The organism is Kordia algicida OT-1 (assembly GCF_000154725.1).
In the GTDB taxonomy this organism is placed as follows: domain Bacteria; phylum Bacteroidota; class Bacteroidia; order Flavobacteriales; family Flavobacteriaceae; genus Kordia; species Kordia algicida.
Genome location: NZ_DS544873.1, coordinates 2878561 through 2904446, shown reverse-complemented (window position 1 = coordinate 2904446; position 25886 = coordinate 2878561). Strand labels below are relative to the sequence as shown.

Sequence of the window (25886 nt, the reverse complement as noted above, 5' to 3'; positions counted from 1 at the left end):
TTTACTTTACATTATTCTCCGAAAATAGCACTTTCTGTAGTTACAGAACGATCAATTTTGCGTAGCAAACCTTGCAATACTTTTCCTGGTCCGACTTCCGTAAAGTGCGTTGCGCCATCGGCAACCATTTGTTGTATAGATTGTGTCCACTTCACAGGAGCAGTCAACTGAGACATTAAATTCTTTTTAATCTCGTTTGCATCTGTTACCGCAGTAGTTGTTACATTTTGGTATATTGGACACTTAGGAGTGTTGAATATAGTGTTTTCAATAGTTGCAGCGAGTTCTTCTCTTGCAGGTTCCATCAAAGGTGAGTGAAATGCACCGCCAACAGGCAATGCTAAAGCGCGTTTTGCTCCAGCTTCTTTTAGTGATGCACAAGCGGTTCTAATTGCTTCAATTTCCCCAGAAATCACAATTTGTCCTGGGCAATTATAATTTGCAGCTACGACAACGCCTGGCGTTTCTTTACAAATTTTTTCAACAACTTCATCATCCAAACCTAAAACGGCAGCCATAGTACTGTGTTGCATTTCGCATGCTTTTTGCATAGCCAAAGCGCGTTGCGAAACTAATTTTAAGCCGTCTTCAAAAGTTAATGTTTCATTAGCAACCAGAGCAGAAAGTTCTCCTAAAGAATGTCCAGCAACCATTTCTGGTTTAAATTGCTCGCCAAGTATTTTACTTAAAATTACAGAATGTAAAAATATTGCAGGTTGTGTTACTTTCGTTTGTTTCAAATCTTCCGCAGAACCTTCAAACATGATATCAGTAATGTGAAACTTAAGAATATCGTTGGCATCTTCAAAAAGATGTTGTGCAATATCTGACTTTTCATAAAGATCCAATCCCATTCCTGTAAACTGAGCGCCTTGCCCTGGAAATATATATGCTTTCATACGTGTTTCTTTAATTTCTTCTTTTTACGGAAAAAATAAATTTTGTTTAATTTTATTTGGCGAAAATAAGGAATTCTTAGGAATGTACGCTTTTATAAGCAATAATGTAATTTTTCAGTCTTAATCAATCTTCTTTTTCTTTTCTAAATTGATGTTTGGTTCTGGTGGAATTCTTTTTTTGAGAAATAATATTTGTCCTAAATGACTAGATTGGTGTTCCATAACGTGAAACCAATAATAATGATTATTTTCAGTATACCCTGGACGTATTTTTGCTAACCAACTATCATCTAATTTTTTGAATTCTTCAAGCGTTTTTGCTCTCACTTCTTTATAAATATTTAAATAATATTCAACATCATGACCTTTGTAGGTTTCTCTCCCTGCGTCATCTAGATGTAAAGCTGGTCCCCAAAATTTTTCTTCTTCTTCATTGAAACCTCTATTTTCAAAGGTATATAGTTGGTATATTTTTTCAGCTGCAGCCAAATGCATAATCAAAGCGCCAATAGAATTTGCTTTTTCATCATGTAAATGATCTAGTTCTCGTTGATCCAGATTTTTTACGATTCTTTCTACGCGTGAACTTAAGTTATTGAGCATAGAAATCAATGTGCCAATTTGTGGTGTATATCCTTCGCGCTCGCCAATAATATCAGTTTGATCTACTTTGATATCTTCTGCGACAATACAAAGAGAGTTGCCTTTTGAAGCATCGTCTTTGACTAATTTGAAACTGAAATTTTTATTGGTAGTATCATTATAAACCCAATCAGGAATTTTATCATTGACAATCTTTTTTTCAAAGTCATGATTTTCTAATTTTATTTCGTCTAATTCTCCTGTTTTTTTATTTTCTACGTATAGTTTAATATTATCAAAATAAAATTGACCATTATACATACTAATTCCACCGAAATTTAATGACTTTGTGTTTTGATCAATATATCCGTTGATTTCGTATGTTTTCCATTCGTCAGATACGACAGGTCGATCAATCATATTATCAAAAAAACCAGTTTCATTGTTTGTATTGTCTACACGTGCCCATATACTAGACCAAGCGGATTTGTCATCTGTCACAGTTTTCATAGAAGCAGTGAGCTTAAATTTTAATTTTACATCTGTTGTCATCTTCATAGACTTCGTAAATGATGTCCATAATTGATTTTGTGAAAATAGACTGTTCAAAGCAAAAAAGCTCATAATAAAAAAGCATATTGCATGCTTTCTTAAAAAGAAATTATGAAAATTCATTTGTAAAATATTAGTGATTGTTACACTCTCTCATAAGTAAGGAAAGAGAATTCATATTCGTGTTTGTCGTCTTTTGTGTGAAATACGTTATTGGTTTCTTTCCAATCTTTTTTGTCGATTTCAGGGAAATACGCATCACCTTCAAATTCGTGATGTACACGTGTCAATTCAATTTTGGTAGCAAACGGAAGTGCTTGTTTGTATATTTCGCCACCACCAATTACATACGGTTCTGCATCGCTAAGTGTCGCAACACTTACGGCTTCTTTCATTGTATGCACAACGATGACGCCTTTTGGTGCTTTATAATCTTTTTGTCGCGTAATGACAATATGTGTTCTGTTTGGCAATGGTTTCGGAAAACTTTCAAACGTTTTACGTCCCATGATAATATGGTGACCCGAAGTTAGCTTTTTAAAACGTTTCAAATCGTCACTCAAATGCCAAATTAGTTGATTGTCTTTTCCGATGACATTATTTTCAGCCGCAGCGACAATTATTACCAAAGAACTACGGTCTATAACTTCAGGAACAGGTTCGTTAGCAATTTCTGCCATTGCTTGTTCTTGTGCAACTTTTGTTTCTTGTTCTAAAAATTTTTGCTTGAGTTTTTCAATACGATATTCTTGCTTAGCTACCAACTTTTCCAATTGTTTGGCTTCCCAAGCTTTTCCCATGAATCTGTTGGTAATAAAAACATCAAATACGTGGAATAAAAAAATGAATAGCCAAAGTAATATTGCCCAAACAAACCATTTTGTTTGAAAGAGTGTAATGTCTTTTCCAAATCCTAAAACGACATTGAGTAACACAAGTAATGCAGAACCAATGATAAAAATAATCAAATGGTAGTATAGGCGCTTTTTCTGTTTGATGCGTTTTTGAGCATTTTCAATCAGTGCAAGCTGTTCTTGATCGATTTGTGTGGTAGGCTTCTTTTTTTTACCGAACATGTATGCGAATTTTCTAGGCGTTTACTTTCTGATAAGTCTATCTGCTTTCAAGTTTAGAGCGTACGAAACATTAACGTTTGTTCCTCTGTGTGTTCCACGTGAGAAAGTTGGTAATTTTTTTATAATTCTTTCAACTTCAGCTTTTAGGTTTGAGTCGTTTGTGCGAACCCCAACATTTTCTACATTTCCTTGTTTGTTTATTATGAAACGAATGTATATAGCGTTGTTTGCACTGTTATTTGAAATAGAACGTGCAATGTCGTTATTGAATTCTTGTTGAATAAAGTTTTCAATCTTAGCTGCTGTACACTTGTTTTGTTGTTGCACGGTGCCTGCGCTTTTACAACCTTCAAGTTGCGGTGCGTTGTCCATCACTGAAAAGTTAATAGTTCCGTTTGGAGAAACTTTTGGTGTAGACATGTCGGTCGCTTTTTGAGAAAAAACAAATTGCACAGTTAAACAGATTAAAGCAGGAATAATAAATTTTTTCATTACAATGTAAATTTTTAATGATATAAAGATACTTTTCTTTTTTGAATACTACATTCTGTTGAAGCGAAAAGATAACATTTCACTACGAAATGCACTTTTTTTAGATGAATGTAAGTTGCTTATTTGTTGAAAATGTTAAAATTTACGCAATCGATATCGTTGAAAATCAGTGTAAAAACAACAGTTTTTGTCATTGTTGATCTGTTAATTTATAGCTGTTTTTTTTCAATTCTTTACGGTTTTAAAACCTATTTTTTAGCAAAATCGTAATTCTTTCATTTTTGTGAATTCTTTCATTTGTTTCCCAAAAATTCTTATATACATTTGATTCTTATTAAACACTTGAAATCATGGCAATTAAAAAGCAATATTTAAAAACAAAACCACTTTGCAAAGTAACATTTAGTGTTGCTGCAAAAGAAGCTGAAGCAGTTTCTGTAGTCGGTAATTTTAACGAATGGAATACGGAAGCAACAAGCTTAAAAAAATTGAAAAACGGAACTTTTAAAGGAACTGTCGATTTAGAAAAAGATAATGAATATGAGTTTCGATATGTAGTTGACGGAATCTATACAAACGACGAACAGGCAGATTCATACAAATGGAATGCGTATGCAGCTGCCGAAAACGGAGTTTTGAGTTTATAATCAGAATTTGACTTTAATAAAAAGCCTTCTATGTAGTGTAGAAGGCTTTTTTGTTTTTCACAATTTCTTCAACAACTCACGTTTCACTCGACTAAACCATTCATATTTCAAAATACTCAACACGATGCTGTCGCGTCTGCCATCTGCGGAAGCGCAATTACTTCTTAAAACACCTTCCACAGTACAGCCAATACTTTTCATGGCGGCAATACTTCGCTTATTGTTGTTGTCTGCTCTAAATTCTACACGTTGTACTTTCATGTGCTCAAAGGCAAATTGAAGCATTAAAAATTTACAATTTTTATTCAAACCAGTTCCATGAAAATCTTTTCCGTACCAAGTATAACCTAATGAAACCGTTTGATGCTCTTGATGAAAATCATAAAATCGCGTAGAACCTGCATAGGTGTTGAAACGTTTGTCATATACAATAAAAGGATAGGCTTTTTCATTGGCTCGTCCTTCAATAGCCATGGCAATGTATTTTTTTAGATTTTCTTCACCATTGCCTGGCGTGAGTGAATATTTCCACAGTTCGGGTTCGTTTAGTGAATACGGTAATAAGTGCTTAAAATCGTCTGCTTGTAAAGGTCGTAATTGCACAAAACCATTATCTAATATGTAATTTTTTTTAAAATCGAGTAAAATCATTTTGATTAATCTAGGTTGATTATTGCCTAAAAATAGCAAACCAATTCTTTGCTCAAGTATAAATGTACGTAAATCTTTGAGAGTTTTTGAGCCATATAAAATATGGAAGATTTCTTTAATGTTTCAGTTAGTTGTTGTAACAACTGACATGTGGTCAGATAAATACAATCCGTTTTTGATATTCGTCTCCAGAGCTTACACGAAATCAAGATTTGTTGCCAGTTTCAGAATGATTAAAATTCTTTCTTTTTTTAAATACTTCAATTATGCTTGGATCTTTTATATTACAAATTAAGCACCAAAATCCTCAAAGAGTATTTATTTCACTTTAAAAACAATAGGAAGTGTATAATTTACACTGATAGGAATATTTTCTATCGTAGCTGGTTTCATTCTTGGCAATCTTCTAATAACTCTAATGGCTTCTTTTTCTAGTATTGGATGTGGTGCTCTTGAACGAATATTGACAGCTTTTCCCTGTTCGTTTATTTTAAAAACAACAAACACTTTTACAATTCCGTTTAATTTTGCTTTTCTGCCCAATCGTGTTTTGAAATTTTGATTAACAAATTCGGAAATCTCAGTTGACATACATCGCTTTTTTTGTTGGTTGGTTGCTGCTTTTTCACATCCAGGATATATAACTCCAACTTCTGGTCCGCTAAACGGAATGCGTTCAGGAACATAATTGTATAAAGGAATAAAACTGTTATTTTCTCTATCAATCTTTATAAAAAGATGATTGGCAATATAGCTATTTTGTTTTTGTGATATTGGCGCCAATTCAATTTGAAAATCTTCTAAAGGAGTTGCTACAGTGGCTTCAATAGTTTTCATTTCGGTTTCATGAAATTTAAATGAAGAACGTTCTGGGACCACTTTTCCCATTTCATCTGTGGCAAGTTGCATGCGGACAAAAATAGTGTCTTTTTTAGTTTTTTCAGCTACAGCTAATACATCCGCAGGTTTCAAAAATTTAAAAATAGCTTCTTTTAATTTTTCTTTAGAACAATCAAATATTTCTTCGGTGTATTGACAACCTTCAATTACTGTTGATTCGGCAGTAATATTTTCTTTAGGATTATTTTTTTGAGCGAAAGCAGTAATAGCGAAGCAAAAGATCAATCCGCTTAGGAAGTTTTTTAATGACATAAATTTGATTTAAAGAGAATTTTTAAATAGCAACCGCACCTTTTATTCGCGGATGATGTTGATAGTTTACCAATTCGAAATCTTCAAAAGTAAAGTCAAAAATACTTTTAATTTCTGGATTAATTTTCATAGTTGGTAATGGATAGGGTTCTCTGGTAAGTTGCAATTTTACTTGCTCAAAATGATTGCTGTAAATATGCGCATCGCCAAAAGTGTGAATAAAATCTCCGTATTCGTATCCGCAAACTTGTGCCATCATCATAGTGAGCAAAGCATAGGAAGCAATATTAAACGGAACGCCTAAGAATACATCAGCACTTCGTTGGTACAATTGGCAAGATAATTTCCCGTCAGCTACATAAAATTGAAAAAACGCATGGCAAGGTGGCAACGCAGCTTTTCCGTTGGCTACGTTTTCACTGAATGAAACTTTTGTATTAGGCAACACACTTGGATTCCACGCAGAAACCATCATGCGACGACTGTTTGGATTGTTTTTTAAAGTTTCAATTACTTCTGATAGTTGATCGATGCTTTCACTATTCCAATTTCGCCATTGATGACCGTACACGGGACCTAAATCGCCATTTTCGTCTGCCCATTCATTCCAAATGCGAACGCCATTCTCTTGAAGGTATTTAATATTTGTATCTCCTTTTATAAACCATAACAACTCATGAATAATAGATTTTAGGTGTAATTTTTTGGTGGTCACCATAGGAAAACCTTCGCTGAGGTCAAAACGCATTTGGTAGCCAAATACACTTTTGGTTCCAGTTCCTGTACGATCTCCTTTTTCATTTCCGTGTTCTAATACATGTTTTACAAGATCTAAATATTGTCTCATGATGTTTTGTTTTAATAGCGTTGCAATGCAGTTTTTTGTGGTTAGTAAAAATAAAAAAAACGCATTGATTATAAACCAAAGCGTTTGTATTTTATCAATAGGTTATTAACTGTAATTTATCCAATCAACATTCCTGCAATGGTAGCTGAGATTAACGAAGCAATTGTTCCACCAATTAAAGCCTTAATTCCAAATTCAGAAAGTGTTTTACGTTGTCCTGGTGCTAAAGAGCCAATGCCACCAATTTGAATTCCGATCGAAGCAAAATTGGCAAAACCACACAACATATATGTTGCCATGATGATCGACTTATTGTACGTAAGATGAACAGCATTGGTAACATCTTTCAATTCTGCTAATTGAATATATCCTATAAATTCACTTGCTGCTAGTTTAATTCCTAACAATTGTCCCATTAAAGACATATCTTGACTGTCAACTCCAATCAACCACATCAACGGTGCAAAAGTGTAGCCTAAAATAAATTCAAGAGATAAAGATTCATAGGGAGTATTATTTGCAATAACTTCATTAAGTGATGTAAAATGCCAATCAATATTCATTGAGGCTATCGTGATACCATCAAATCCTGCAATTGATCCTAGAATTCCATTAATCATTGCTATAAACGCTACGAAAACCAAAAGCATAGCTCCCACATTTACAGCAAGTTTTAAGCCTTCTGTTGTTCCATTAGCAATAGCATCTAGTATATTTGAACCTATTTTTTCTTGCGAAACCTTTACGTCATTATCAATTTTTTCCGTTTGCGGATATAATATTTTTGAAATTACAATTGCGCCTGGTGCTGCCATTACGGATGCGGCTAATAAGTGTTTTGCGTATACCAATTGTAAATCAGGATCATCGCCACCTAAGAATCCAATGTATGCAGCAAGAACTGCTCCTGCAACGGTTGCCATTCCACCAATCATTACTAACAGGATTTCGGAACGTGTCATTTTCTCTAAATATGCCTTAATTAATAAAGGCGCTTCTGTTTGTCCTAAAAAGATATTTCCGGCAACAGATAAACTTTCTGCTCCAGAAATCCCGAGTAATTTGGTCAGTAATTTTGCCAATGCTTTTACAATATATTGGATGATTCCTAAATAGAATAAAACAGATGTGAGTGCAGAAAAGAAGATGATTGTTGGTAGTACTTGAAAAGCAAAAATAAATCCAAAAGATTCTACATTCATCATGCCACCAAACAAGAATTCACTTCCTGCCTTGGTGTAATTTAGTATTTCTATAAATAATTGTCCTACAAGTTCAAATCCAGTTTTTATAAATCCTACTTTTAAAACTCCAATAGCAATAATAAGTTGGAAAGCCAAACCAAGTCCAACCGTTTTCCAATTGATGGCTTTTCGATTGCTACTGCATAAAAAAGCAATAATAAGTAAGACAAACATTCCCAACACTCCACGTAAAAAACTATTTAATGTAAATCCTTCGCTGGGTAAAATTTGTTGTATTTCGGCATCTTCAGTAGCTACAACTTCATCAGTTTTGTCTTCAGATTTTTCAAAATGATAAAAAACACCTTTTTCCTTAAAGACTAACGTCGAATCAGTAAGTGTCGTGATTTTGTATTTGCGAATGGTGTCTGTCGGTTCGTTGTAATAAAATACCAAAAGTTTGTTTTGATAAATATAATCTCCGCTTGCTTTTAAATGATCTTTTGCCGCAAGTTGGTATTGAAACTCTCCAACTTCTAGCGTTAACTTGTCAGCATCTGTAACAGGAATAATTGCTTCATTTTGTGAGTTTTTTATACTGCTAAAGTCCCACGTTCCATCAATTTCATTTTCTTGAGCTTGTACATTAAAAAGCACACAGCATACAATTACAATACTTGCTACAAATTTTTGCATGTGAATAGGTGTTTATTTTTTGTCTTCCTCTCTATTGGAAATTTCGTCTCTTAATCTGGCTGCTTTTTCATAATCTTCATCTGCCACAGCGCCATCTAGCATGTTGTATAATTCTTGAAGTGAAAGAGAAGCCAAACTGTTGTCTTTGGTAGCTTCAACCGTATCCAAGCTATCATCATCTGTAAAAAGTTCATCAACCACAATACTTTCTTTTTCAGCGGCTTCTTCCTCCTCTTTAGAAGTTAACTTTAAGAAGATTCCGGCTTTGTCTAAAATGGTTTTGTAGGTGAAAATTGGTGCGTCAAAACGCAAAGCTAAAGCGATGGCGTCGGAAGTTCGCGCATCTATAATTTCTTCAATTTTATCGCGTTCGCAAATAATACTCGAATAGAAAACACCATCTACCAATTTATGAATAATGACTTGTTTGACAACGACATCAAATCGATCGGCAAAATTTTTGAAAAGATCGTGTGTAAGTGGTCTCGGGGGTTTGATTTCTTTTTCGAGTGCAATGGCAATAGATTGGGCTTCAAAAGCGCCAATAACGATAGGTAGTTTTCGGTCTCCATCAACTTCGTTCAAAATAAGCGCATAGGCTCCATTTTGAGTTTGGCTATATGAGATTCCTTTTATATTTAGTTTTACTAAACTCATTTGTGTCTGAATGCATTCATATAAAAAAAGGCTGTCTAAAAAGAAGGCTTTACCCATTTTAGACAGCCCTTAGTTGGGCACAATTTAAAAAAAATTATGCGTTATTCGCTTTAAATTCTTTCAATTTTTCGATTAGCTGTGGAACAACTTCAAAAGCATCTCCCACAACCCCGTAATCTGCTGCTTTGAAGAAAGGTGCTTCAGGATCAGTATTGATAACAACTTTTACTTTAGAAGCATTGATTCCAGCTAAATGCTGAATAGCTCCTGAGATTCCAATAGCAATGTATAAGTTTGAGGCTACTGGCTTTCCTGTTTGCCCTACGTGTTCTCCGTGAGGTCTCCATCCTAAGTCAGAAACTGGTTTTGAACAGGCAGTTGCAGCGCCTAAAACGTCTGCTAATTCCTCGATCATTCCCCAATTTTCTGGACCTTTTAATCCTCTACCAGCCGAAACAACAACTTCTGCATCTGCAATAGTAACTTTTCCTGTTACTTTATCAACTGAATCTACTTTTACTCCAAATAATGAATCGTCTAAGTTAGGAGAAAAGTCTTCTGCTGCAGCGTCACCAGAATTTTCAACCAATCCAAACGCATTATTAGAAACTCCAACAATTTTTACATCAGAGTTGATTTCTGTCATGTTGAATGCTTTGTTTGTAAAAGCCGTTCTTTTTACGGTAAAAGGACTTGTGCTTGTTGGTGCAGCAACTACGTTAGAAGCGTATCCGGCTTTTAAGTTCACTGCCAAAATTGGTGCAATTGTTTTGCTATCGGCACTTGAACTGATGATTACTACTTTTGCATTTTCTTTTTCTACTGCTTGGTGAAGTGTAGAAGCGTAAGCTTTTGCGTTAAAGTCTTTTAATGAATCTGCTGATACATGTAATACTTTATCTACTCCATAGTTTCCTAGCTCAGCAGTGTTATCTGCATTGATGGCAACAGCTGTAACTGTGGTTCCTAATTGGTTTGCAACTTCTTTTGCATATGAAGCAACTTCGAAAGCTGCTTTTTTAAATTTTCCTTGTTCTGATTCTGTATATACTAAAACTGACATAATTTTAATTTTTTTAAAATTATCCTGAACTTGATTCAGGATCTAATTAAAGATTGAAATAATTAAATATTGATTAAATCACTTTTGCTTCGTTGTGAAGTAAGTTTACAAGTTCATCAATATTGTCTGCGTCAACTAATTTTACCGCACCTTTTGGAGCTGGTTTTTCAAATTTTACCGCAGTTGTTTCAGCAGAAGCATCTACAGGTTCTACTACATTTAAAGGTTTTTTACGCGCCATCATAATTCCTCTCATGTTTGGAATACGAAGATCACTTTCTTCTACCAATCCTTTTTGACCAGCAATTACTAATGGAAGTGATGTAGAAGAAGTTTCTTTTCCACCATCAATTTCGCGCATTGCAGTAGCATTAGTTCCGTCAATTTCAAGACTGATACAGTTGTTTACAAAATTTGCATTTGTTAATTCAGCTAACATTCCAGGAACCATTCCACCATTATAATCAATTGATTCTCTACCTGCAATTACCAAATCGTAACCACCGTTTTTTACAACTTCTGCTAATTGTTTTGCAACAAAAAATCCGTCTGTTGCTGCTGCATTCACACGGATAGCTCCATCAGCTCCAATAGCTAATGCTTTACGTAATGTTGGTTCAGTTTCTGCGCCTCCTACATTGACAACATCTACGGATGCACCTTGCTTTTCTTTAAACCACATAGCGCGCGTTAAACCAAACTCATCATTTGGGTTAATAACAAATTGTACACCATTGGTATCAAACTTAGTATCTCCTTCTGTAAAGTTGATCTTTGAAGTAGTGTCAGGTACGTGACTAATACATACTAATATCTTCATGGGTAATATATATTTTAGTGTTTTTTGAAATTTTTTACGAAGATACTGATAATTTCTCTAAAAATGCTATGCATGCATAATAAAATTCAATTATTTTTCATTTTCCATCTATTTTTTTTAATTATCTGTAATATTTAAGCGATTTTGAGTCTAATTTCTCAGTTTTTTATAATAATGAGCATTGCTGTTTTTCTTTTGTTTTTGTAGAAATTTCTCGAATGCAAACGTTTTCATAAAACTTTTCACTTGTATTTTAATCATTATTTGCGATTTCATTTTTTGAAATTTTTATTCAAAAAAAGAAAGATTTGTCCGTTTTTTTGTACAACATTTTCTACCTATGTAAACATCCAGGTAATTTTTGATGTTTCTCGAAATAAAAAATAAAGAAGATTTAGCAAAAGAATGCCGATTTTACTAAAGATTTCACAAAAAGACATGAGTTTGAGAAATGTTTGATTTTGTCATTCTAAGTTTTAGAATTAATTGTTATTTTTGTTTTTCACTTTTTTAAAAATAACATCAATTGTATGAGAACAATACAGTTTAGAGAAGCGGTAGCTGAAGCTATGAGCGAAGAAATGCGCACTGACGATAGCATTTACCTAATGGGAGAAGAAGTTGCCGAATATAACGGAGCTTACAAAGCTTCTAAAGGAATGCTTGACGAGTTTGGAGCAGACAGAGTTATTGACACGCCAATTGCAGAATTAGGTTTTGCAGGTATTGGAGTTGGTTCTGCGATGAACGGAAACAGACCTATTATTGAGTTTATGACGTTCAACTTCTCATTGGTAGGAATTGACCAAATTATCAATAATGCAGCAAAAATGCGTCAAATGTCAGGCGGACAATTGAATATTCCTATTGTTTTTCGTGGTCCTACAGCTTCTGCGGGGCAATTAGCTGCAACGCACTCACAAGCTTTTGAAAGTTGGTATGCAAACTGTCCAGGTTTAAAAGTGGTTGTTCCTTCAAATCCATATGACGCCAAAGGATTATTGAAATCATCTATTAGAGATGATGATCCTGTTATTTTTATGGAATCTGAGCAAATGTATGGAGATAAAGGTGAAGTTCCTGAAGGGGAATATACAATTCCATTAGGAGTTGCAGATATAAAACGTGAAGGAGATGATGTAACTATTGTTTCTTTTGGTAAAATTATCAAAGAAGCGTACAAAGCGGCTGATGAATTAGCAGAAGAAGGAATTTCTTGTGAAGTGATCGATTTACGTACCATTCGACCAATGGATCATGATGCAATTTTAACATCCGTAAAGAAAACAAATAGATTGGTAATTTTGGAAGAAGCTTGGCCGTTTGGAAATGTTTCTACAGAAATTGTATATCAAGTACAAGCACAGGCTTTTGATTATTTAGATGCGCCAATTCAAAAAATAAATACAGCAGATACGCCAGCACCATATTCTCCAGCATTATTGGAAGAATGGTTGCCAAATAAAAACGATGTTATCAAAGCTGTAAAGAAAGTTATGTACAAATAAAATTGTACTTTTAACGTTATAAAAACTTCATCGGCATGTTTGTTGATGAAGTTTTTGTTTTTAAAAAGATAAAAAATTGAAGTCTACACTATATTGTTTTTTAGCCATCTTATGCAGCTATACTGGATTTGCACAAACGAAAGTAAGTGGAGTTATCAAAGATGCATCAGGTGAACCAATACCTTTTGCCAACGTAGTTTTTAAGAATTCTATACAAGGAACAATTTCTAATGAAGATGGTCGTTTTTATTTAGAATCTGACGAAACATATGACACCGTAGTGTTCTCTTTTGTAGGTTACACGACCAAAGAAGTGAAACTGACCAAGAAGGTAAATTACAAAATGGAAGTCGTTTTGGAAGATGGTGAAAAATTAGATGCTGTCGTCATCGTTTCTGGAAAACAACCTAAAAAGAACAATCCTGCAATTGACATTCTTCGGAAAATTTGGAAGCGAAAACGTTTCAATGGTGTTCGGCAATTCAAACAATACGCGTACGATAAGTATGAAAAAGTAGAGTTTGATTTAAATACAATTGATAGTGCCATGATGAAAAGTAGACTGTTTCGTGGCATGGAATTTATCTTTAGTGAAATTGACACTTCAAGCATTACAGGAAAAACATACTTACCAATTTTTATCAACGAAGCCGTTTCAAAAGTTTACGGAGATAATATAAAAAACAAAGAGAAAGAAGATTTAATCGGAAATAAAAACTCAGGATTTAGTAGCAACGAAACCATTACGGCTTTTATTAAAGATTTGTATGCCGATTATGATATTTATGACAATTACTTAAAGTTTTTTGATAAGAGTTTTACAAGTCCGTTGTCGCGCACAGGAATCAATACCTATAATTATGTGTTGGTCGATACGGCGTATATTGACAACAAATGGTGTTACAATATTGTGTACTATCCGCGAAGGAAAAACGAACTTACTTTTAAAGGAGATTTTTGGGTAAATGATTCTACGTTCGCCATTAAAAAAATAAATCTTCAAGCAAGTAAAAGCGCCAATATCAACTGGGTAAAAGAAATTTATATCGAACAAGAATTTGATGTATTGAATGATTCTGTCTTTTTGCTAAAGCGCGATTATATGTTGTCTGATTTTGCTTTGAGAAAGAAAGAAAAGTCAAAAGGAGTGTACGGAAAACGAACAACTTTGTATGACAATTATGTTTTTGATGAAGAAAAACCAGATGAATTCTATAAAAAAGAAATTAATCCGTTTAACGAAGAAATTTACGAGCGTGATGATGCCTTTTGGGAAGAAAATCGTTTAGAAAAATTAAATAAAGACGAAAAAGGTGTCTATAAAATGCTTGACACACTAAAAACAGTTCCAAAGTTCAAACGTTTGTATAGTTTGGCTTCCATCTTGGCTTCTGGTTATGTAGAATTTGACAAATATAATATTGATTACGGACCCATTTTTTCTACGTTTGGATTTAATGATGTAGAAGGAATTAGAGTGCGTGCTGGTGGACGAACCTATTTTGGTCCCAATGACAAATGGCGAATAGAAGGTTATGGCGCGTACGGTTTTAAAGACAACCGATTTAAATATGGAATTTCTGGAAAGTGGTTGTTAAACCCAAGAAATCGATTGATTGTTTCCGCAGGAAATCGCCGCGATGTCGAACAAACTGGTGTGAGTTTAACTGTAAATGATAATGTTTTAGGACGAAGTTTTGCATCGTCTGCTTTATTTGCCAGTGGAAATAGTGATCGATTGACAAACATTAATCTATCGACGTTTGCGGTTCAAATGGAACCATGGAAAAACATTACGTTGCGTTTGGGAAGTTCTTATAAAACCATGCGATCTGCGTCACCAACGACGTTTAGCTTGTCGTATCTCGATCCGCAAGCACCAAATGGTATTAATGATCGTTTGGTACAATCGGAAGTCAACTTTTCTATTGATATGACTCCAGGAAGAAAAACCATTCGTCATGGCGTAGAACGAAAAATTGTCAATGATGATTTTCCTCGAATTTACCTCAATTACAGTCGTGGAGTAGAAGGATTATTTAACAGCGATTTCAACTATTCTAGAGTGCAATTATTTTACAGGCAACCGTTTCAAATTGGCGGTTTTGGTAGAACATACACCACATTAGAAGCTGGAAAAACTTTTGGAACAGTTCCATTGAGTTTGTTAAATGTTGTGCCAGGAAATCAAGCGTATTTCTCTATTCACAATACATTTTCACAGTTAAATTTTTACGAATTTGTAACAGATACGTATACGTCTTTACACATAGAACATAACTTTAACGGACGTATTTTTTCAAGAATTCCGCTATTGCGTAAACTAAACTTGCGTGAAATTGTGGGAATTCGCGGTGTTTGGGGGAGCATTTCAGATGAAAATGTCGCCATGAACGTTCCTGCGTTTCAAAGTTTGCCTTTTAGAAGCATTACTCCAGAACGAATTGCACCAAACAATCAAATATATTGGGAATATTCACTTGGTATTGGAAACATCTTTAAAGTCTTTCGAATTGACTTTAACTTCCGTGGAAACTACAAAAATAACATTGATGCACGCCAATTTGGAGTTACAGGTGCCTTTGGATTTCATTTTTAAAAATACTTCCTGCAAAATATTAATTGGTTATCATTGAAAAATAGTAACCGTTTTTATTTACTGTCAAATCTTTTAGAAAGCTCTCTTAAAAGAAAATACTAGCGAAGCTATCAATATTCAATTGAAAATTTATCTTTTTTTAATACTCTAATTTGACTAAGAATTGCACAATGCTAACAAAATATTAATATAAGTCCATTGGTCAGTCTGAACGTTTTATGTAAATTTGCAGCCGATTTTAGAAAAACGCGTAAGAAAGAAGATATGACAGCGAAAGAGAAAATAACCTTTGATGCACTGATAGAAATTCCAAAAGGAAGTAGAAACAAATACGAATATGACTTTGATTTAAAGAAAATTAGATTCGACAGAATGCTGTTTTCTTCCATGATGTATCCTGGGGATTACGGGTTTATTCCAGAAACGTTGGCACTAGATGGCGATCCGCTAGATGTATTAGTTTTAGGAACAGAGCCAACATTCCCAATGTGTGTAATGGAAGTAAAACCTATTGGTGTTTTCCATATGGCAGACGAAAAAGGACCAGACGAAAAAATAGTATGTGTTCCTGTAAGTGATCCAATTTGGAATAGTTACAACGATATTCAAGACTTAAATCCACACAGAATCAAAGAAATCACACACTTTTTCCAAGTATACAAAGATTTAGAAAAAAAGAAAGTTGATGTTGGTGGTTGGGGAAATGCCCAAGAAGCTTATGAAATTGTGGATAAATGCATTGAACGTTACGAAGCAAGTGAGCATAAAAAAAACGGGAACTTTACGATATAGAGAAACAATACTTTACAATTATTTATAAAAAGCCTTCGAAATCGATTTAGAAGGTTTTTTTTTATGCTTGATTTTGTTACATTTACGCCGCTTAAATAACAAATCAAACAAACAAATATGGAATCAATGATGATTTACATGCCAATAGTTGCAGCAGCACTAGGCTTAATCTACATGCTCATCAAAAAATCTTGGGTAATGAAACAAGATGCCGGAGACGGTAAAATGAAAGAAATTTCAGATCATATATATGAAGGTGCATTAGCTTTTTTAAATGCGGAATATCGCTTACTAGCAATATTCGTAATTATCGTAAGTATCGCACTTGCAGGAGTTTCATTTATTGTGCCTACAACACATTGGATGATTGTAATTGCTTTTATTTTCGGAGCCGTATTTTCAGCATATGCAGGAAATATTGGAATGAAAATCGCTACTAAAACAAATGTAAGAACTACACAAGCGGCACGTACAAGTTTACCTAACGCTTTGAAAATTTCATTTGGTGGAGGAACGGTTATGGGACTTGGAGTAGCTGGTTTAGCAGTTTTAGGACTTACCGCTTTCTTCCTAATCTTCTTTCACTACTTTATGGGAGGAGCTTGGACGAATACAGATCAAATGACAATTGTGTTAGAAACGCTTGCAGGATTCTCATTAGGAGCGGAATCTATCGCATTATTTGCTCGTGTTGGTGGCGGAATCTATACAAAAGCTGCCGATGTTGGAGCTGACTTGGTAGGAAAAGTAGAAGCAGGAATTCCAGAAGATGATCCACGTAACCCAGCAACCATTGCAGATAACGTAGGGGATAATGTTGGTGATGTAGCAGGAATGGGAGCCGATTTATTTGGTTCATACGTTGCAACGGTATTAGCAGCCATGGTATTAGGAAACTATATCATTAAAGATATGGGTGGAAATATTACAGCAGAAGGTTTCGCTGGAATTGGACCTGTATTACTACCAATGGCAATCGCTGGAGCAGGAATTATCATTTCTGTTATCGGAACAATGTTGGTAAAAATTAAAAATAACGAAGCTAAAGAAGCACAAGTTATGGGTGCGTTGAATGTTGGAAACTGGACATCAATTGCATTAGTAGCGGTAGCTTGTTTTGGTTTATGTAAATACATGTTACCAGAAACAATGAACATGTCATTCTTTGGTGAAGCTGAAGATGGTGGTAACTTAATGAAAAGCATTAGTTCAATGCGCGTATTCTATGCTACTCTAGTAGGTTTAGTTGTTGGTGGAGTCATCTCGGCAGTAACAGAATACTACACAGGATTAGGTAAAAAACCAATCTTAGAAATTGTACAAAAATCAAGTACAGGAGCAGGAACAAACATTATTGCAGGTTTGGCAACAGGAATGATTTCTACGTTCTCATCTGTATTATTATTCGCGATTGCTATTTGGGCATCGTATGCATTTGCAGGATTCTACGGAGTTGCTATGGCAGCTTCTGCAATGATGGCAACTACAGCAATGCAGTTGGCAATTGACGCTTTCGGACCTATTGCAGACAACGCAGGAGGAATTGCTGAAATGAGCGAACAAGATCCAATTGTACGTGAACGTACAGATATCCTAGATTCAGTAGGAAATACAACAGCAGCAACAGGAAAAGGATTTGCTATTGCTTCTGCTGCATTAACATCGTTGGCATTATTTGCAGCGTATGTAACCTTTACAGGAATTGACGGAATCAACATCTTTAAAGCACCAGTATTAGCAATGTTATTCATCGGAGGAATGGTTCCTGTAGTATTCTCAGCATTAGCAATGAACGCCGTAGGAAAAGCAGCCATGGAAATGGTATACGAAGTACGTCGTCAGTTCAAAGAAATTGCTGGAATTATGGAAGGAACAGGAAAGCCAGAATACGACAAATGTGTGGCAATTTCTACAAAAGCATCTTTAAAAGAAATGATGTTACCAGGATTATTAACTATTGGATTCCCGTTGGCAATTGCTTTCTTACCATTAGCATTTGGAATGGAAAACAAAGCGATCGCAGAAATGTTAGGTGGATATATGGCAGGAGTTACCGTAAGTGGTGTACTTTGGGCAATTTTCCAAAACAATGCTGGTGGAGCTTGGGATAATGCTAAGAAATCTTTTGAAGCTGGTGTAGAAATCAACGGAGAAATGACATACAAAGGTTCTGACGCACACAAAGCGGCTGTAACTGGTGATACTGTTGGAGATCCATTTAAAGATACTTCTGGACCATCAATGAACATCTTAATCAAATTGACTTGTTTAATCGGATTGGTTATCGCGCCGATTTTAGGAGGACATGCTGAAGATACTGCAACCGCAGAAGAAGTAAACAAAAATGTAATTCAAGTGAATGTTGAAGAAACTACAAAAGACAATGTAGCGATCAACGCAGTTACTTTAGAAGAAGAAAATATATAATAACAACCGACTTCTTATGAAGGGAAAAACCGCAATTGTAACGATTGCGGTTTTTTTATGTTTAAAATTGAACGAAGAAACTTGTGGTTATCTGTTGTTTTAACTAACAGAATTATAAAATCAAAGTAGATCCGATACATCACAGATTCGTCACTCGATCAGACGTTATGGTAAGTTAAAAGTGGAATAGTATTTTCAAGAAACATACAACTGTTCTTTCAATTCTTCAAAAGTATCTGACAAGTAAAAAGCACACATACTTTTCAAACGTATAATCAATTCTTGATGCACAAATTCGCCTTCTTCATTTGTACGCGCTAAAAATGCTTCTACACCGTATTGCGAAATAATGTGAGAATCCTGTTCATACGTGTTCGATCCGACTAACAAACCTTTTACAGCAGCTTTTAAATCGTTGCAAAATAACAGCGCAACTTTATCTGCTACAATTTCCATCAATCTAGAAGTAATCAGTAGATTTTCAGAATCATTTGCTTGCGATTTATCTTTACTAAAAGGATTCAAATTAAATTTCTCACTTACTTCCACAAATCCTTGTCCTTTATCGGCAACATCTGCGACTTGTTCTACACGACTGATGATTTTTCCATACTTTTCTACGCTGGCAACATTTCCAAATATTTTTCCAATATTACCTACAAACGGCAATACGGTTAATAACATGGTCACTACGGTAAAACCTTTATCTGCGGCGCCACGCCAAACGTCGGTTGAGGTAATTTTAGAATGTTCAAAATACATATGAGCCAATTCAATGGCAATCAAAAAAGTTAGTGCATTCACTTCCAAATAACGAGTGTGTTTAGGATTTAAAAAGTCGATTCCAATCATTAAAAAAGATGGTTTCCCTTCCACACCAATTACAGAATTTGCATACGAACCGCGACCAATATAACACTCAGGAACATTGATTTGCAACGCATAACAAATTGCAGTAATACGTTCCATAATTTCTGGATAATTGTGTGAGTTCAATCGATCTGAAAAAGAAATTACCGAATCGTAATCTGGCGGATTTAACGCCGCAATAAAATTATTTAAAGAGTCAAAAAAACCTTTTGCGTTTTTAAAACAACTCGGTACAACTTCTTTTAAAACTTCCGCTTTTTCAAGGCGTTGATATTCATTGCTGTGTGTTATAGTTGCTGTTGTCAATTCCTTTGCGTGCAAAACTTCTTGAATTGTTTTTGCTTTATCTTGATAGGTTTTATGTGATTGCAACGCATCAATTCTTTTGGCTACCAAAGGTTGCAATTCTGCAAGTTGATGTTCCGTTTTTGAAACATCTTCATCAAGTTGCTTCTGAATGTACAATATGGCTTCTAAAATCGTAATTTTTAACTGTCGTCCACCTTCACCTTCTAATAAATTCGTAGTTTTTTTTGGTAACAAATCGGCAATACTATCATCAGGAAGTGTTTCGTAAATCGTTCTGTACAAGGAAATTGCTTCTGTAAATCGTTCTGCATTATTCAAATGTTTCGCATAATTCAAATTGAATTCAAAAACGACTTCTTTTTTCTTTTCTTTTTCAATAAATTTAGCATACATATGATCGTGAAACGCAATGGTATGTTTGGCAGTTTCCTTCTTCTGCAATGGTTGTAAAACAGTCAGTAGTTTCTTTTGTTCTATAAATGAGAGTTGCCAATCTTCTACAATAGTGATTAAATTTTCACCAAAACTTTCATGTGCATTGACGTGTTTTTTGAACGTTTTTAGTAAAGATTCATGCTGTTCCTCTGCTACTTTTAAGCGTCTTAAATCTAAAATCATATCAGCCTTCAATTCGTTGATAAACAAATCGGCGGTTGTACTTTGCAATTGAAATAGGCGAGAAGCAAATGCTAAATGTGCTTCTTTTTTATGATATTTTTTTACGACAATATCGCCAAAAATCCCCAGACGATTTCCTGTATTTTTAATCACAGATAGCAATTCTGTATATAAAGAATCGTTCATGAATTCTGTATAGAAAGAAAGATTTTCTGTCGTAATTAAATCTTTTCCTGTTTTCTTTAAAATTGAGAAATCTTCATTAGAGACAGGCTCAAAAATCATAGTATCTTCAGGTGTTTTTCCAACTAAAAATGTTCGTTCGGAAGTCAACACAAAAAACCAAGAAGTATTTTTAGGGTTTTCCTTTTCGGAATCATTAAAAGTTACTTCGCTAACACCCAAAATGCTCAAAATATATTCTCTAATATTCAATACATGAAAGATGAAATTTTGAGTATCCTTTTCTAAAGAAGTAACAAATGAAAGGTCTTCTTCATTTTTTAACGCGTATAAGTGATCGTTTTGAAGTGTGAGTAAATGATCTTGTAAATGTTTAAAAAATGCTTGCTTCTTTAAGTCAAAATCAGCAGGTTTTTTAATTTCTTGATATGTAGAAAGATCAATTTCAACATGTTCAGCCACCACATAAATGATATGGTCATTCTGAATGCATTGCAGTCGCGTTGCTGTCACAATTCCTTTTTTTTCGTTCGTTTCTACGTTTACATCAACGGAAAAGCCATTGGAAATTCTTTTAAATGTAAGATCGGATTGCGATTCGGTTTTGAAAAATGAATTCAATACTGATTGTAAATCATACACAGAAAAATCATGTGAAATATACAATTTGGCAATCGTTTTTTTATGTACGTCTTTTGATCCTTTGAAAAAATTGAGCATAGAAGTTTGAATGACTTTTTTTAGAATAGAAAAATAAACAATTTTTAGCAAAACTGTTGTTCTTTCGTGTAAACACGTATAAAATGTATGGTTAAATACTGATTATTAGTTAGATAATTCTGTATTTTAAAAAGTAATATTAACCATAGAATTATTAAATCATGAAAAAAAAGAAATTAATCACAAAATTAGTTTTAGGAAAACATCGAGTTTCTGACCTGTCAAAAGTAAATGGAGGATACATACCGCCATATGATGATACAACTGATGACGGTGGCGGAGGAAGCGGTGGAAGCGGAGGAACTTACTCAAACAATTGTAGTGGACAAACCTGTGGAAATTGTATCACAGCATTTCATCCGTTAACAGACCCAATACATTGTAGAACTTGTCATACAGGCTGTTAAAAACTGCAAAATAACAAAGCGGCTGTTTGAAAAAAATAACTTTCCAAAACAGCCGCTTTGTATTTTATAAAAATGGATTCTTAAAACAATCCGTGAATTTCTGCATCAATCTTGTTAATCACGCTTCCTAAATCTTCAGGATTGTCTACAAAATCTAAATTATCTACGTCAATTACTAATAGTTTCCCTTGATCGTATTTTGAAATCCAAGCTTCGTAGCGTTCGTTCAATCTGCTTAAATAATCAATACTAATGGAGTTTTCATAATCGCGTCCACGTTTGTGAATTTGCGCCACGAGCGTAGAAATATCTGCGCGTAAATAGATTAATAAATCTGGTGCATCTACTAATTTTTGCATCAACTCAAACAACGATTGGTAATTTTCATAATCACGATTTGTCATCAAACCCATTGCGTGAAGGTTGGGTGCAAAAATGTGCGCATCTTCATAAATGGTACGATCTTGTATGATCTTTTTTCCGCTTTCGCGAATCTGTAAAACTTGTCTAAAACGACTATTTAAGAAATAAATTTGAAGGTTAAAACTCCAACGTTCCATTTGGGTGTAAAAATCATCCAAATACGGATTGTCAACTACATCTTCAAAATGAGGTTCCCATTTATAATGTTTTGCTAATAGTTTCGTTAAAGTTGTTTTTCCTGCGCCAATGTTTCCTGCAATTGCAACGTGCATGTGATTTTGTAATTAGGTGTTTGCTTTACAATCAGACTGCTGGATTTTACAATCGATTCTAAAAATATTCGTTCTTTATTCTTTTGTTGGTTTTTTTAGTTGAAACTGATACAATACAATTCCGTCGTAAATATACAAGATATCATCGTGAAGCGAAAACTGTTTGATCGCAATTCTATCAGAAGATAAATTTATAAGGTAAACGTCGTCTTCATGCGTATAATAAAGTTGTTCATCTTTTAAAAAAATCACTTCTGAATTGGTCATGTCAAAATCTGTCACGCCAAGCAATGGCTTTTTAGAAAGTAAACTTCCGTAGATATTATACAGATAGATGTCAGTTTCTGTCAGTACACGACAAAAATTGTAATTACTTTTGAGCGTGACAAATTTTTCGGGAATGGGTAAATTCTGAATTGGAGTTTTCTGCTGTACATAGTTGAAGATTTCCAACTGTTGCGTATTGGTGTCAAAAATCCATAAATTCCGATCGTTTGCGGTAGTGGCTGCGGCTAAATTTTTAAAATCTTCAATTACATTAAAGTCTGTGCGTTTAATCTCGTTTAATGTATTATCTAACACAATTACTGTATTAAAATCTTCGTAAAATAAGGTGATTTTTAGCGGATTTAGAATGTCAACCGAAGTAATTTTACCTAGCTGCAAGTTATTGTATTGCCATTCTTTTTTATCTTTTCTTTTGATGAGAATATTGTTTTGAATAACATATTTCGCACCAAAATTATCCATCGCTACAAAACGATCGACAGCCAATGTGTCTTGCTGTTTTAAAGTCGCAGTTATTGATTTTTGGGCAAGACCAAAAGCTGTGCAACTTAAAAATAGAAAAAGAATCAAACCTTTCATGGCTGACAAATTACAAAAAATGAACCGTTTTTAATGTAACAATAAATTAATTTGCTAATGTATCAATGTATCTGAAACGTCTTTGCGAGAATTTTGAATAAATTCGTGGCAATCTGTTTGTTTCTTGATAATGATTTAATTTGAAAATGTGCGTAAACGAGTAGTTTTCGATACATTTTTCTATGTTGCTCTCCGAAAAAACACTCGAACTGACGTTTTGGTGTTTCGAGTTCGAGTTCAATTTCAACTTCACAAATCGTAAAAAACATCTCAAACAAATCCAAAAGCAAAGCGATCTAAAAAAAACTAGCAAATCAACTTATACCCAAAACCACGCACATTTACGATTTGAATTTCAGGATCATTTTTCAGTTTCTTGCGGAGTTTTGTGATAAAAACATCCATACTTCGCGCGTTAAAAAAATCATCATCGCCCCAAAGTTTTTTTAAAATAAACGTACGATCTAATATTGCATTTCGTTTTTTCGATAAGTAAAAAAGCAATTCAGATTCTCTGTGTGTGAGTTGCATCGGAGTTGCTTCCCAAATTAATTGTTGTTGCGTATGATTGAAGATATATTTTCCAATAGGAATTTGCGTTTCGTCTTGTTTTACATGAATTCGATCTAACAAGGCGTGAATGCGCACAATCAATTCTTCCATGCTAAATGGTTTTTTCAAATAGTCGTTTCCGCCATGTTGAAAACCTTCTACCACATCTTTTACTTGCGATTTTGCTGTTAAAAAAATAATAGGAATCGTGGCATTTTCTTGTCGGATTTCTTGCGCCAACGTAAAACCATCTTTCTTCGGCATCATGACATCCAACACTAAAATTTCAGGTTGAACTTTTTGATAAATTCTCCATGCTTCCTCACCATTTTCACATAAAAACACTTCAAAATCACGTGATTCTAAGCTTTCCTTTACAATTTGTCCCAATGCAGGTTCGTCTTCTGCCAACAATAATTTTATCGTATTTTTTTTCATCCGATGAGCTTAATTTTAAAAATAGTGTGATTTGCGTCAGGAACTAACTGAATCGTTCCGTTGTGTTTTTCAATAATTTTTTTCGTGTAATACAATCCAATTCCAAAACCTTTTACATCGTGAGTGTTTCCTTTCGGAATTCGGTAAAATTGATCGAAAATCTTTTCGCGTTGCGATTTATCAATCGTATTTCCATTGTCAGTCACCGTAATTTCTATCGTTTCTAATACTTTAGAGACATTAACTTCAATCGTATTTCCACCATATTTTAGTGCATTGTCAATCAGATTCGTAATGGAATTTTCAAAATGAAAAGGATCAATCTCAGCAGTTAAACTGTCAATATTACTTCGGAAAGAAAGTGTTTTCTTTGTAGAAAATGTCCGTTGTTTCTCAGTTATTTTTTCCACGAAATCAACGATGTCTAACTGTTCTTTTTTCAATAACAATTTTTCACTATCGAGCGTAGCTGTTTCTAACAATTTCTCTACCATGATATGTAACTTTTTCAATTGTTTATCAGAAATAGCTAAATATTTTTGTGTTTTTTCGGGATCTTTAATCGCACCAAAATGTTGAATCGCTTCCAAAGCAGTAGAAATCGTTGTAATGGGCGTTTTAAATTCGTGTGTAATATTGCTAATCAAGTCATTTTTAATTTCAGCCAACTCTTTTTGGCGACGAATAACACGTAACAAATACAATAAAGAACTAATAATTGCTAGCGATAAAAAAGTAGATAACAAGATGCCTAACAGGCTTTTTCTCCATACAGTTTTGGTAATGTTTGCAAATTGCAAGCGCAACTTTTCTCCAGGTTTTTGATACGCAGATTTTGAAAAAGTTTGTAGCACTTTATCGGGTAAATTTTCAGTTCCAATTTCGCCAACAATCTTATCATTTATTGACAATTGTAACTGATAAGGAATGGCTATTTGCTTTCTATTCAATTCAGTATCTAAAAATGATTTCAGTTTGTCAAAATTTAAAGAATCTTCTGAAATTGAAATATATAATGATGAAATTTGATCGAAAAAACGAATGCTGTCTCTATTTCTTAACAATTTTGGAACTGAATATTTTTTTTTCAAATCAATCAATACGTCTGAAGAATCAGAGCTAAAATGATCTCGGATGGTTTTATCGATAATTACAGAATCTGAATGCTTAAAAAATCGTTGTTCTACTATGTCAAAAATAGAATCAAAATTCACATCGCGGAGCTTCTCAAGTACCTTCGGATTGTTCATGGAGTTTGTGCCTTCCATGGTAATCATCATCATTTTTTCGCGTTTGGCATAATCGGCATAATACGCTTCTACAGCATTATCCAAACTAATTTGCACCTGATTGATAAACTGTTGTTTGTTGACTTGATAATTTTTAAAATTCCAATAAATCTGTACGGCAATAGTGATCGCTATCGTAGCGATAATGGCGTATAAGATCCAAGAAGAACGTTGTTGCTTCATTTTGTTGTGATTACAAATCAAAAGTAAGAAGTTCTTTGCGATAATAACGTATCACTTAACACTCGTTAACAAAAAACTACATGTAGGAATGACGATTTAATGACAGAAAAA

At 34.1% G+C, this 25886-nt stretch carries 22 protein-coding genes; 6 read left to right on the top strand and 16 right to left on the bottom strand.

Annotated elements, in window-relative coordinates:
* Positions 1-11: 11 nt before the first annotated feature.
* The 4 genes from fabD to KAOT1_RS12300 form a co-directional block, all read right to left on the bottom strand.
* Positions 12-899: an ACP S-malonyltransferase gene (gene fabD / locus KAOT1_RS12315; protein WP_007095152.1), complete on the bottom strand. Its 888-nt coding sequence runs from the start codon at positions 897-899 to the stop codon at positions 12-14.
* Positions 900-1019: 120 nt separating this feature from the next.
* A complete protein-coding gene (locus tag KAOT1_RS23435) occupies positions 1020-2033 on the bottom strand; it encodes a DinB family protein (RefSeq protein WP_202944330.1) in 1014 nt (337 codons plus the stop codon).
* A gap of 143 nt (positions 2034-2176) precedes the next feature.
* Positions 2177-3109, bottom strand: a complete 933-nt coding sequence (locus KAOT1_RS12305) for a dihydrofolate reductase (protein WP_007095150.1) — start codon at positions 3107-3109, stop codon at positions 2177-2179.
* A 21-nt stretch (positions 3110-3130) separates the two neighbouring features.
* Positions 3131-3601 carry a hypothetical protein gene (locus tag KAOT1_RS12300; RefSeq protein ID WP_007095149.1) on the bottom strand — a complete coding sequence of 157 codons (471 nt, stop codon included), beginning with the start codon at positions 3599-3601 and terminating at the stop codon, positions 3131-3133.
* 350 nt (positions 3602-3951) lie between these two features.
* Between KAOT1_RS12300 and KAOT1_RS12295 the strand changes: the two genes are divergently transcribed.
* The gene (locus tag KAOT1_RS12295; protein WP_007095148.1) at positions 3952-4248 is read left to right on the top strand and encodes an isoamylase early set domain-containing protein; all 297 of its coding nucleotides are present in this window, start codon (positions 3952-3954) and stop codon (positions 4246-4248) included.
* Positions 4249-4305: 57 nt separating this feature from the next.
* On the opposite strand, the gene KAOT1_RS12290 is transcribed toward KAOT1_RS12295, so the two are convergent.
* From KAOT1_RS12290 to KAOT1_RS12260, 7 genes are all read right to left on the bottom strand, one after another.
* Positions 4306-4899, bottom strand: coding sequence for a GNAT family N-acetyltransferase (locus KAOT1_RS12290; RefSeq protein WP_007095147.1), 594 nt, complete (start codon positions 4897-4899; stop codon positions 4306-4308).
* Between the two features lie 318 nt (positions 4900-5217).
* On the bottom strand, positions 5218-6051 hold the full coding sequence (locus KAOT1_RS22020; RefSeq protein ID WP_007095146.1) for an energy transducer TonB: 834 nt from the start codon (positions 6049-6051) through the stop codon (positions 5218-5220).
* A gap of 22 nt (positions 6052-6073) precedes the next feature.
* Positions 6074-6898 carry a thymidylate synthase gene (locus KAOT1_RS12280; RefSeq protein ID WP_007095145.1) on the bottom strand — a complete coding sequence of 275 codons (825 nt, stop codon included), beginning with the start codon at positions 6896-6898 and terminating at the stop codon, positions 6074-6076.
* Between the two features lie 116 nt (positions 6899-7014).
* Complete coding sequence (locus KAOT1_RS12275; RefSeq protein ID WP_007095144.1) at positions 7015-8778, bottom strand: NupC/NupG family nucleoside CNT transporter; 1764 nt, start codon at positions 8776-8778, stop codon at positions 7015-7017.
* Between the two features lie 12 nt (positions 8779-8790).
* Complete coding sequence (locus KAOT1_RS12270; protein ID WP_007095143.1) at positions 8791-9435, bottom strand: bifunctional nuclease family protein; 645 nt, start codon at positions 9433-9435, stop codon at positions 8791-8793.
* Positions 9436-9529: 94 nt separating this feature from the next.
* Complete coding sequence (locus KAOT1_RS12265) at positions 9530-10498, bottom strand: electron transfer flavoprotein subunit alpha/FixB family protein (RefSeq protein ID WP_007095142.1); 969 nt, start codon at positions 10496-10498, stop codon at positions 9530-9532.
* Between the two features lie 73 nt (positions 10499-10571).
* A complete protein-coding gene (locus KAOT1_RS12260) occupies positions 10572-11318 on the bottom strand; it encodes an electron transfer flavoprotein subunit beta/FixA family protein (RefSeq protein WP_007095141.1) in 747 nt (248 codons plus the stop codon).
* Between the two features lie 530 nt (positions 11319-11848).
* Here KAOT1_RS12260 and KAOT1_RS12255 point away from each other — a divergent pair.
* The 4 genes from KAOT1_RS12255 to KAOT1_RS12240 all read left to right on the top strand — a co-directional run bounded on the left by KAOT1_RS12255 (position 11849) and on the right by KAOT1_RS12240 (position 18644).
* Complete coding sequence (locus tag KAOT1_RS12255) at positions 11849-12826, top strand: pyruvate dehydrogenase complex E1 component subunit beta (protein ID WP_007095139.1); 978 nt, start codon at positions 11849-11851, stop codon at positions 12824-12826.
* 76 nt (positions 12827-12902) lie between these two features.
* On the top strand, positions 12903-15425 hold the full coding sequence (locus tag KAOT1_RS12250; RefSeq protein ID WP_007095138.1) for a DUF5686 family protein: 2523 nt from the start codon (positions 12903-12905) through the stop codon (positions 15423-15425).
* A gap of 264 nt (positions 15426-15689) precedes the next feature.
* A complete protein-coding gene (locus tag KAOT1_RS12245; protein ID WP_007095137.1) occupies positions 15690-16217 on the top strand; it encodes an inorganic diphosphatase in 528 nt (175 codons plus the stop codon).
* A gap of 117 nt (positions 16218-16334) precedes the next feature.
* Positions 16335-18644 (top strand): sodium-translocating pyrophosphatase, encoded by a 2310-nt coding sequence (locus KAOT1_RS12240; protein ID WP_007095136.1) that lies wholly within the window; start codon positions 16335-16337, stop codon positions 18642-18644.
* A 195-nt stretch (positions 18645-18839) separates the two neighbouring features.
* On the opposite strand, the gene KAOT1_RS12235 is transcribed toward KAOT1_RS12240, so the two are convergent.
* Complete coding sequence (locus tag KAOT1_RS12235) at positions 18840-21344, bottom strand: M48 family metalloprotease (protein ID WP_007095135.1); 2505 nt, start codon at positions 21342-21344, stop codon at positions 18840-18842.
* Positions 21345-21505: 161 nt separating this feature from the next.
* Between KAOT1_RS12235 and KAOT1_RS12230 the strand changes: the two genes are divergently transcribed.
* Positions 21506-21751, top strand: coding sequence for a hypothetical protein (locus tag KAOT1_RS12230; RefSeq protein ID WP_007095134.1), 246 nt, complete (start codon positions 21506-21508; stop codon positions 21749-21751).
* A gap of 80 nt (positions 21752-21831) precedes the next feature.
* Here KAOT1_RS12230 and KAOT1_RS12225 read toward each other — a convergent pair whose 3' ends face one another.
* The 4 genes from KAOT1_RS12225 to KAOT1_RS12205 all read right to left on the bottom strand — a co-directional run bounded on the left by KAOT1_RS12225 (position 21832) and on the right by KAOT1_RS12205 (position 25775).
* On the bottom strand, positions 21832-22446 hold the full coding sequence (locus KAOT1_RS12225; RefSeq protein ID WP_007095133.1) for a deoxynucleoside kinase: 615 nt from the start codon (positions 22444-22446) through the stop codon (positions 21832-21834).
* Between the two features lie 75 nt (positions 22447-22521).
* Entirely contained in the window at positions 22522-23313 is a 792-nt protein-coding gene (locus KAOT1_RS12220; protein WP_040559521.1) for a hypothetical protein, read from the bottom strand.
* Positions 23314-23619: 306 nt separating this feature from the next.
* Positions 23620-24303 carry a response regulator transcription factor gene (locus KAOT1_RS12210; protein WP_007095131.1) on the bottom strand — a complete coding sequence of 228 codons (684 nt, stop codon included), beginning with the start codon at positions 24301-24303 and terminating at the stop codon, positions 23620-23622.
* Entirely contained in the window at positions 24300-25775 is a 1476-nt protein-coding gene (locus tag KAOT1_RS12205) for a sensor histidine kinase (protein ID WP_007095130.1), read from the bottom strand. Before KAOT1_RS12205 ends, KAOT1_RS12210 begins: the two co-directional genes overlap by 4 nt.
* Positions 25776-25886: the final 111 nt, after the last annotated feature.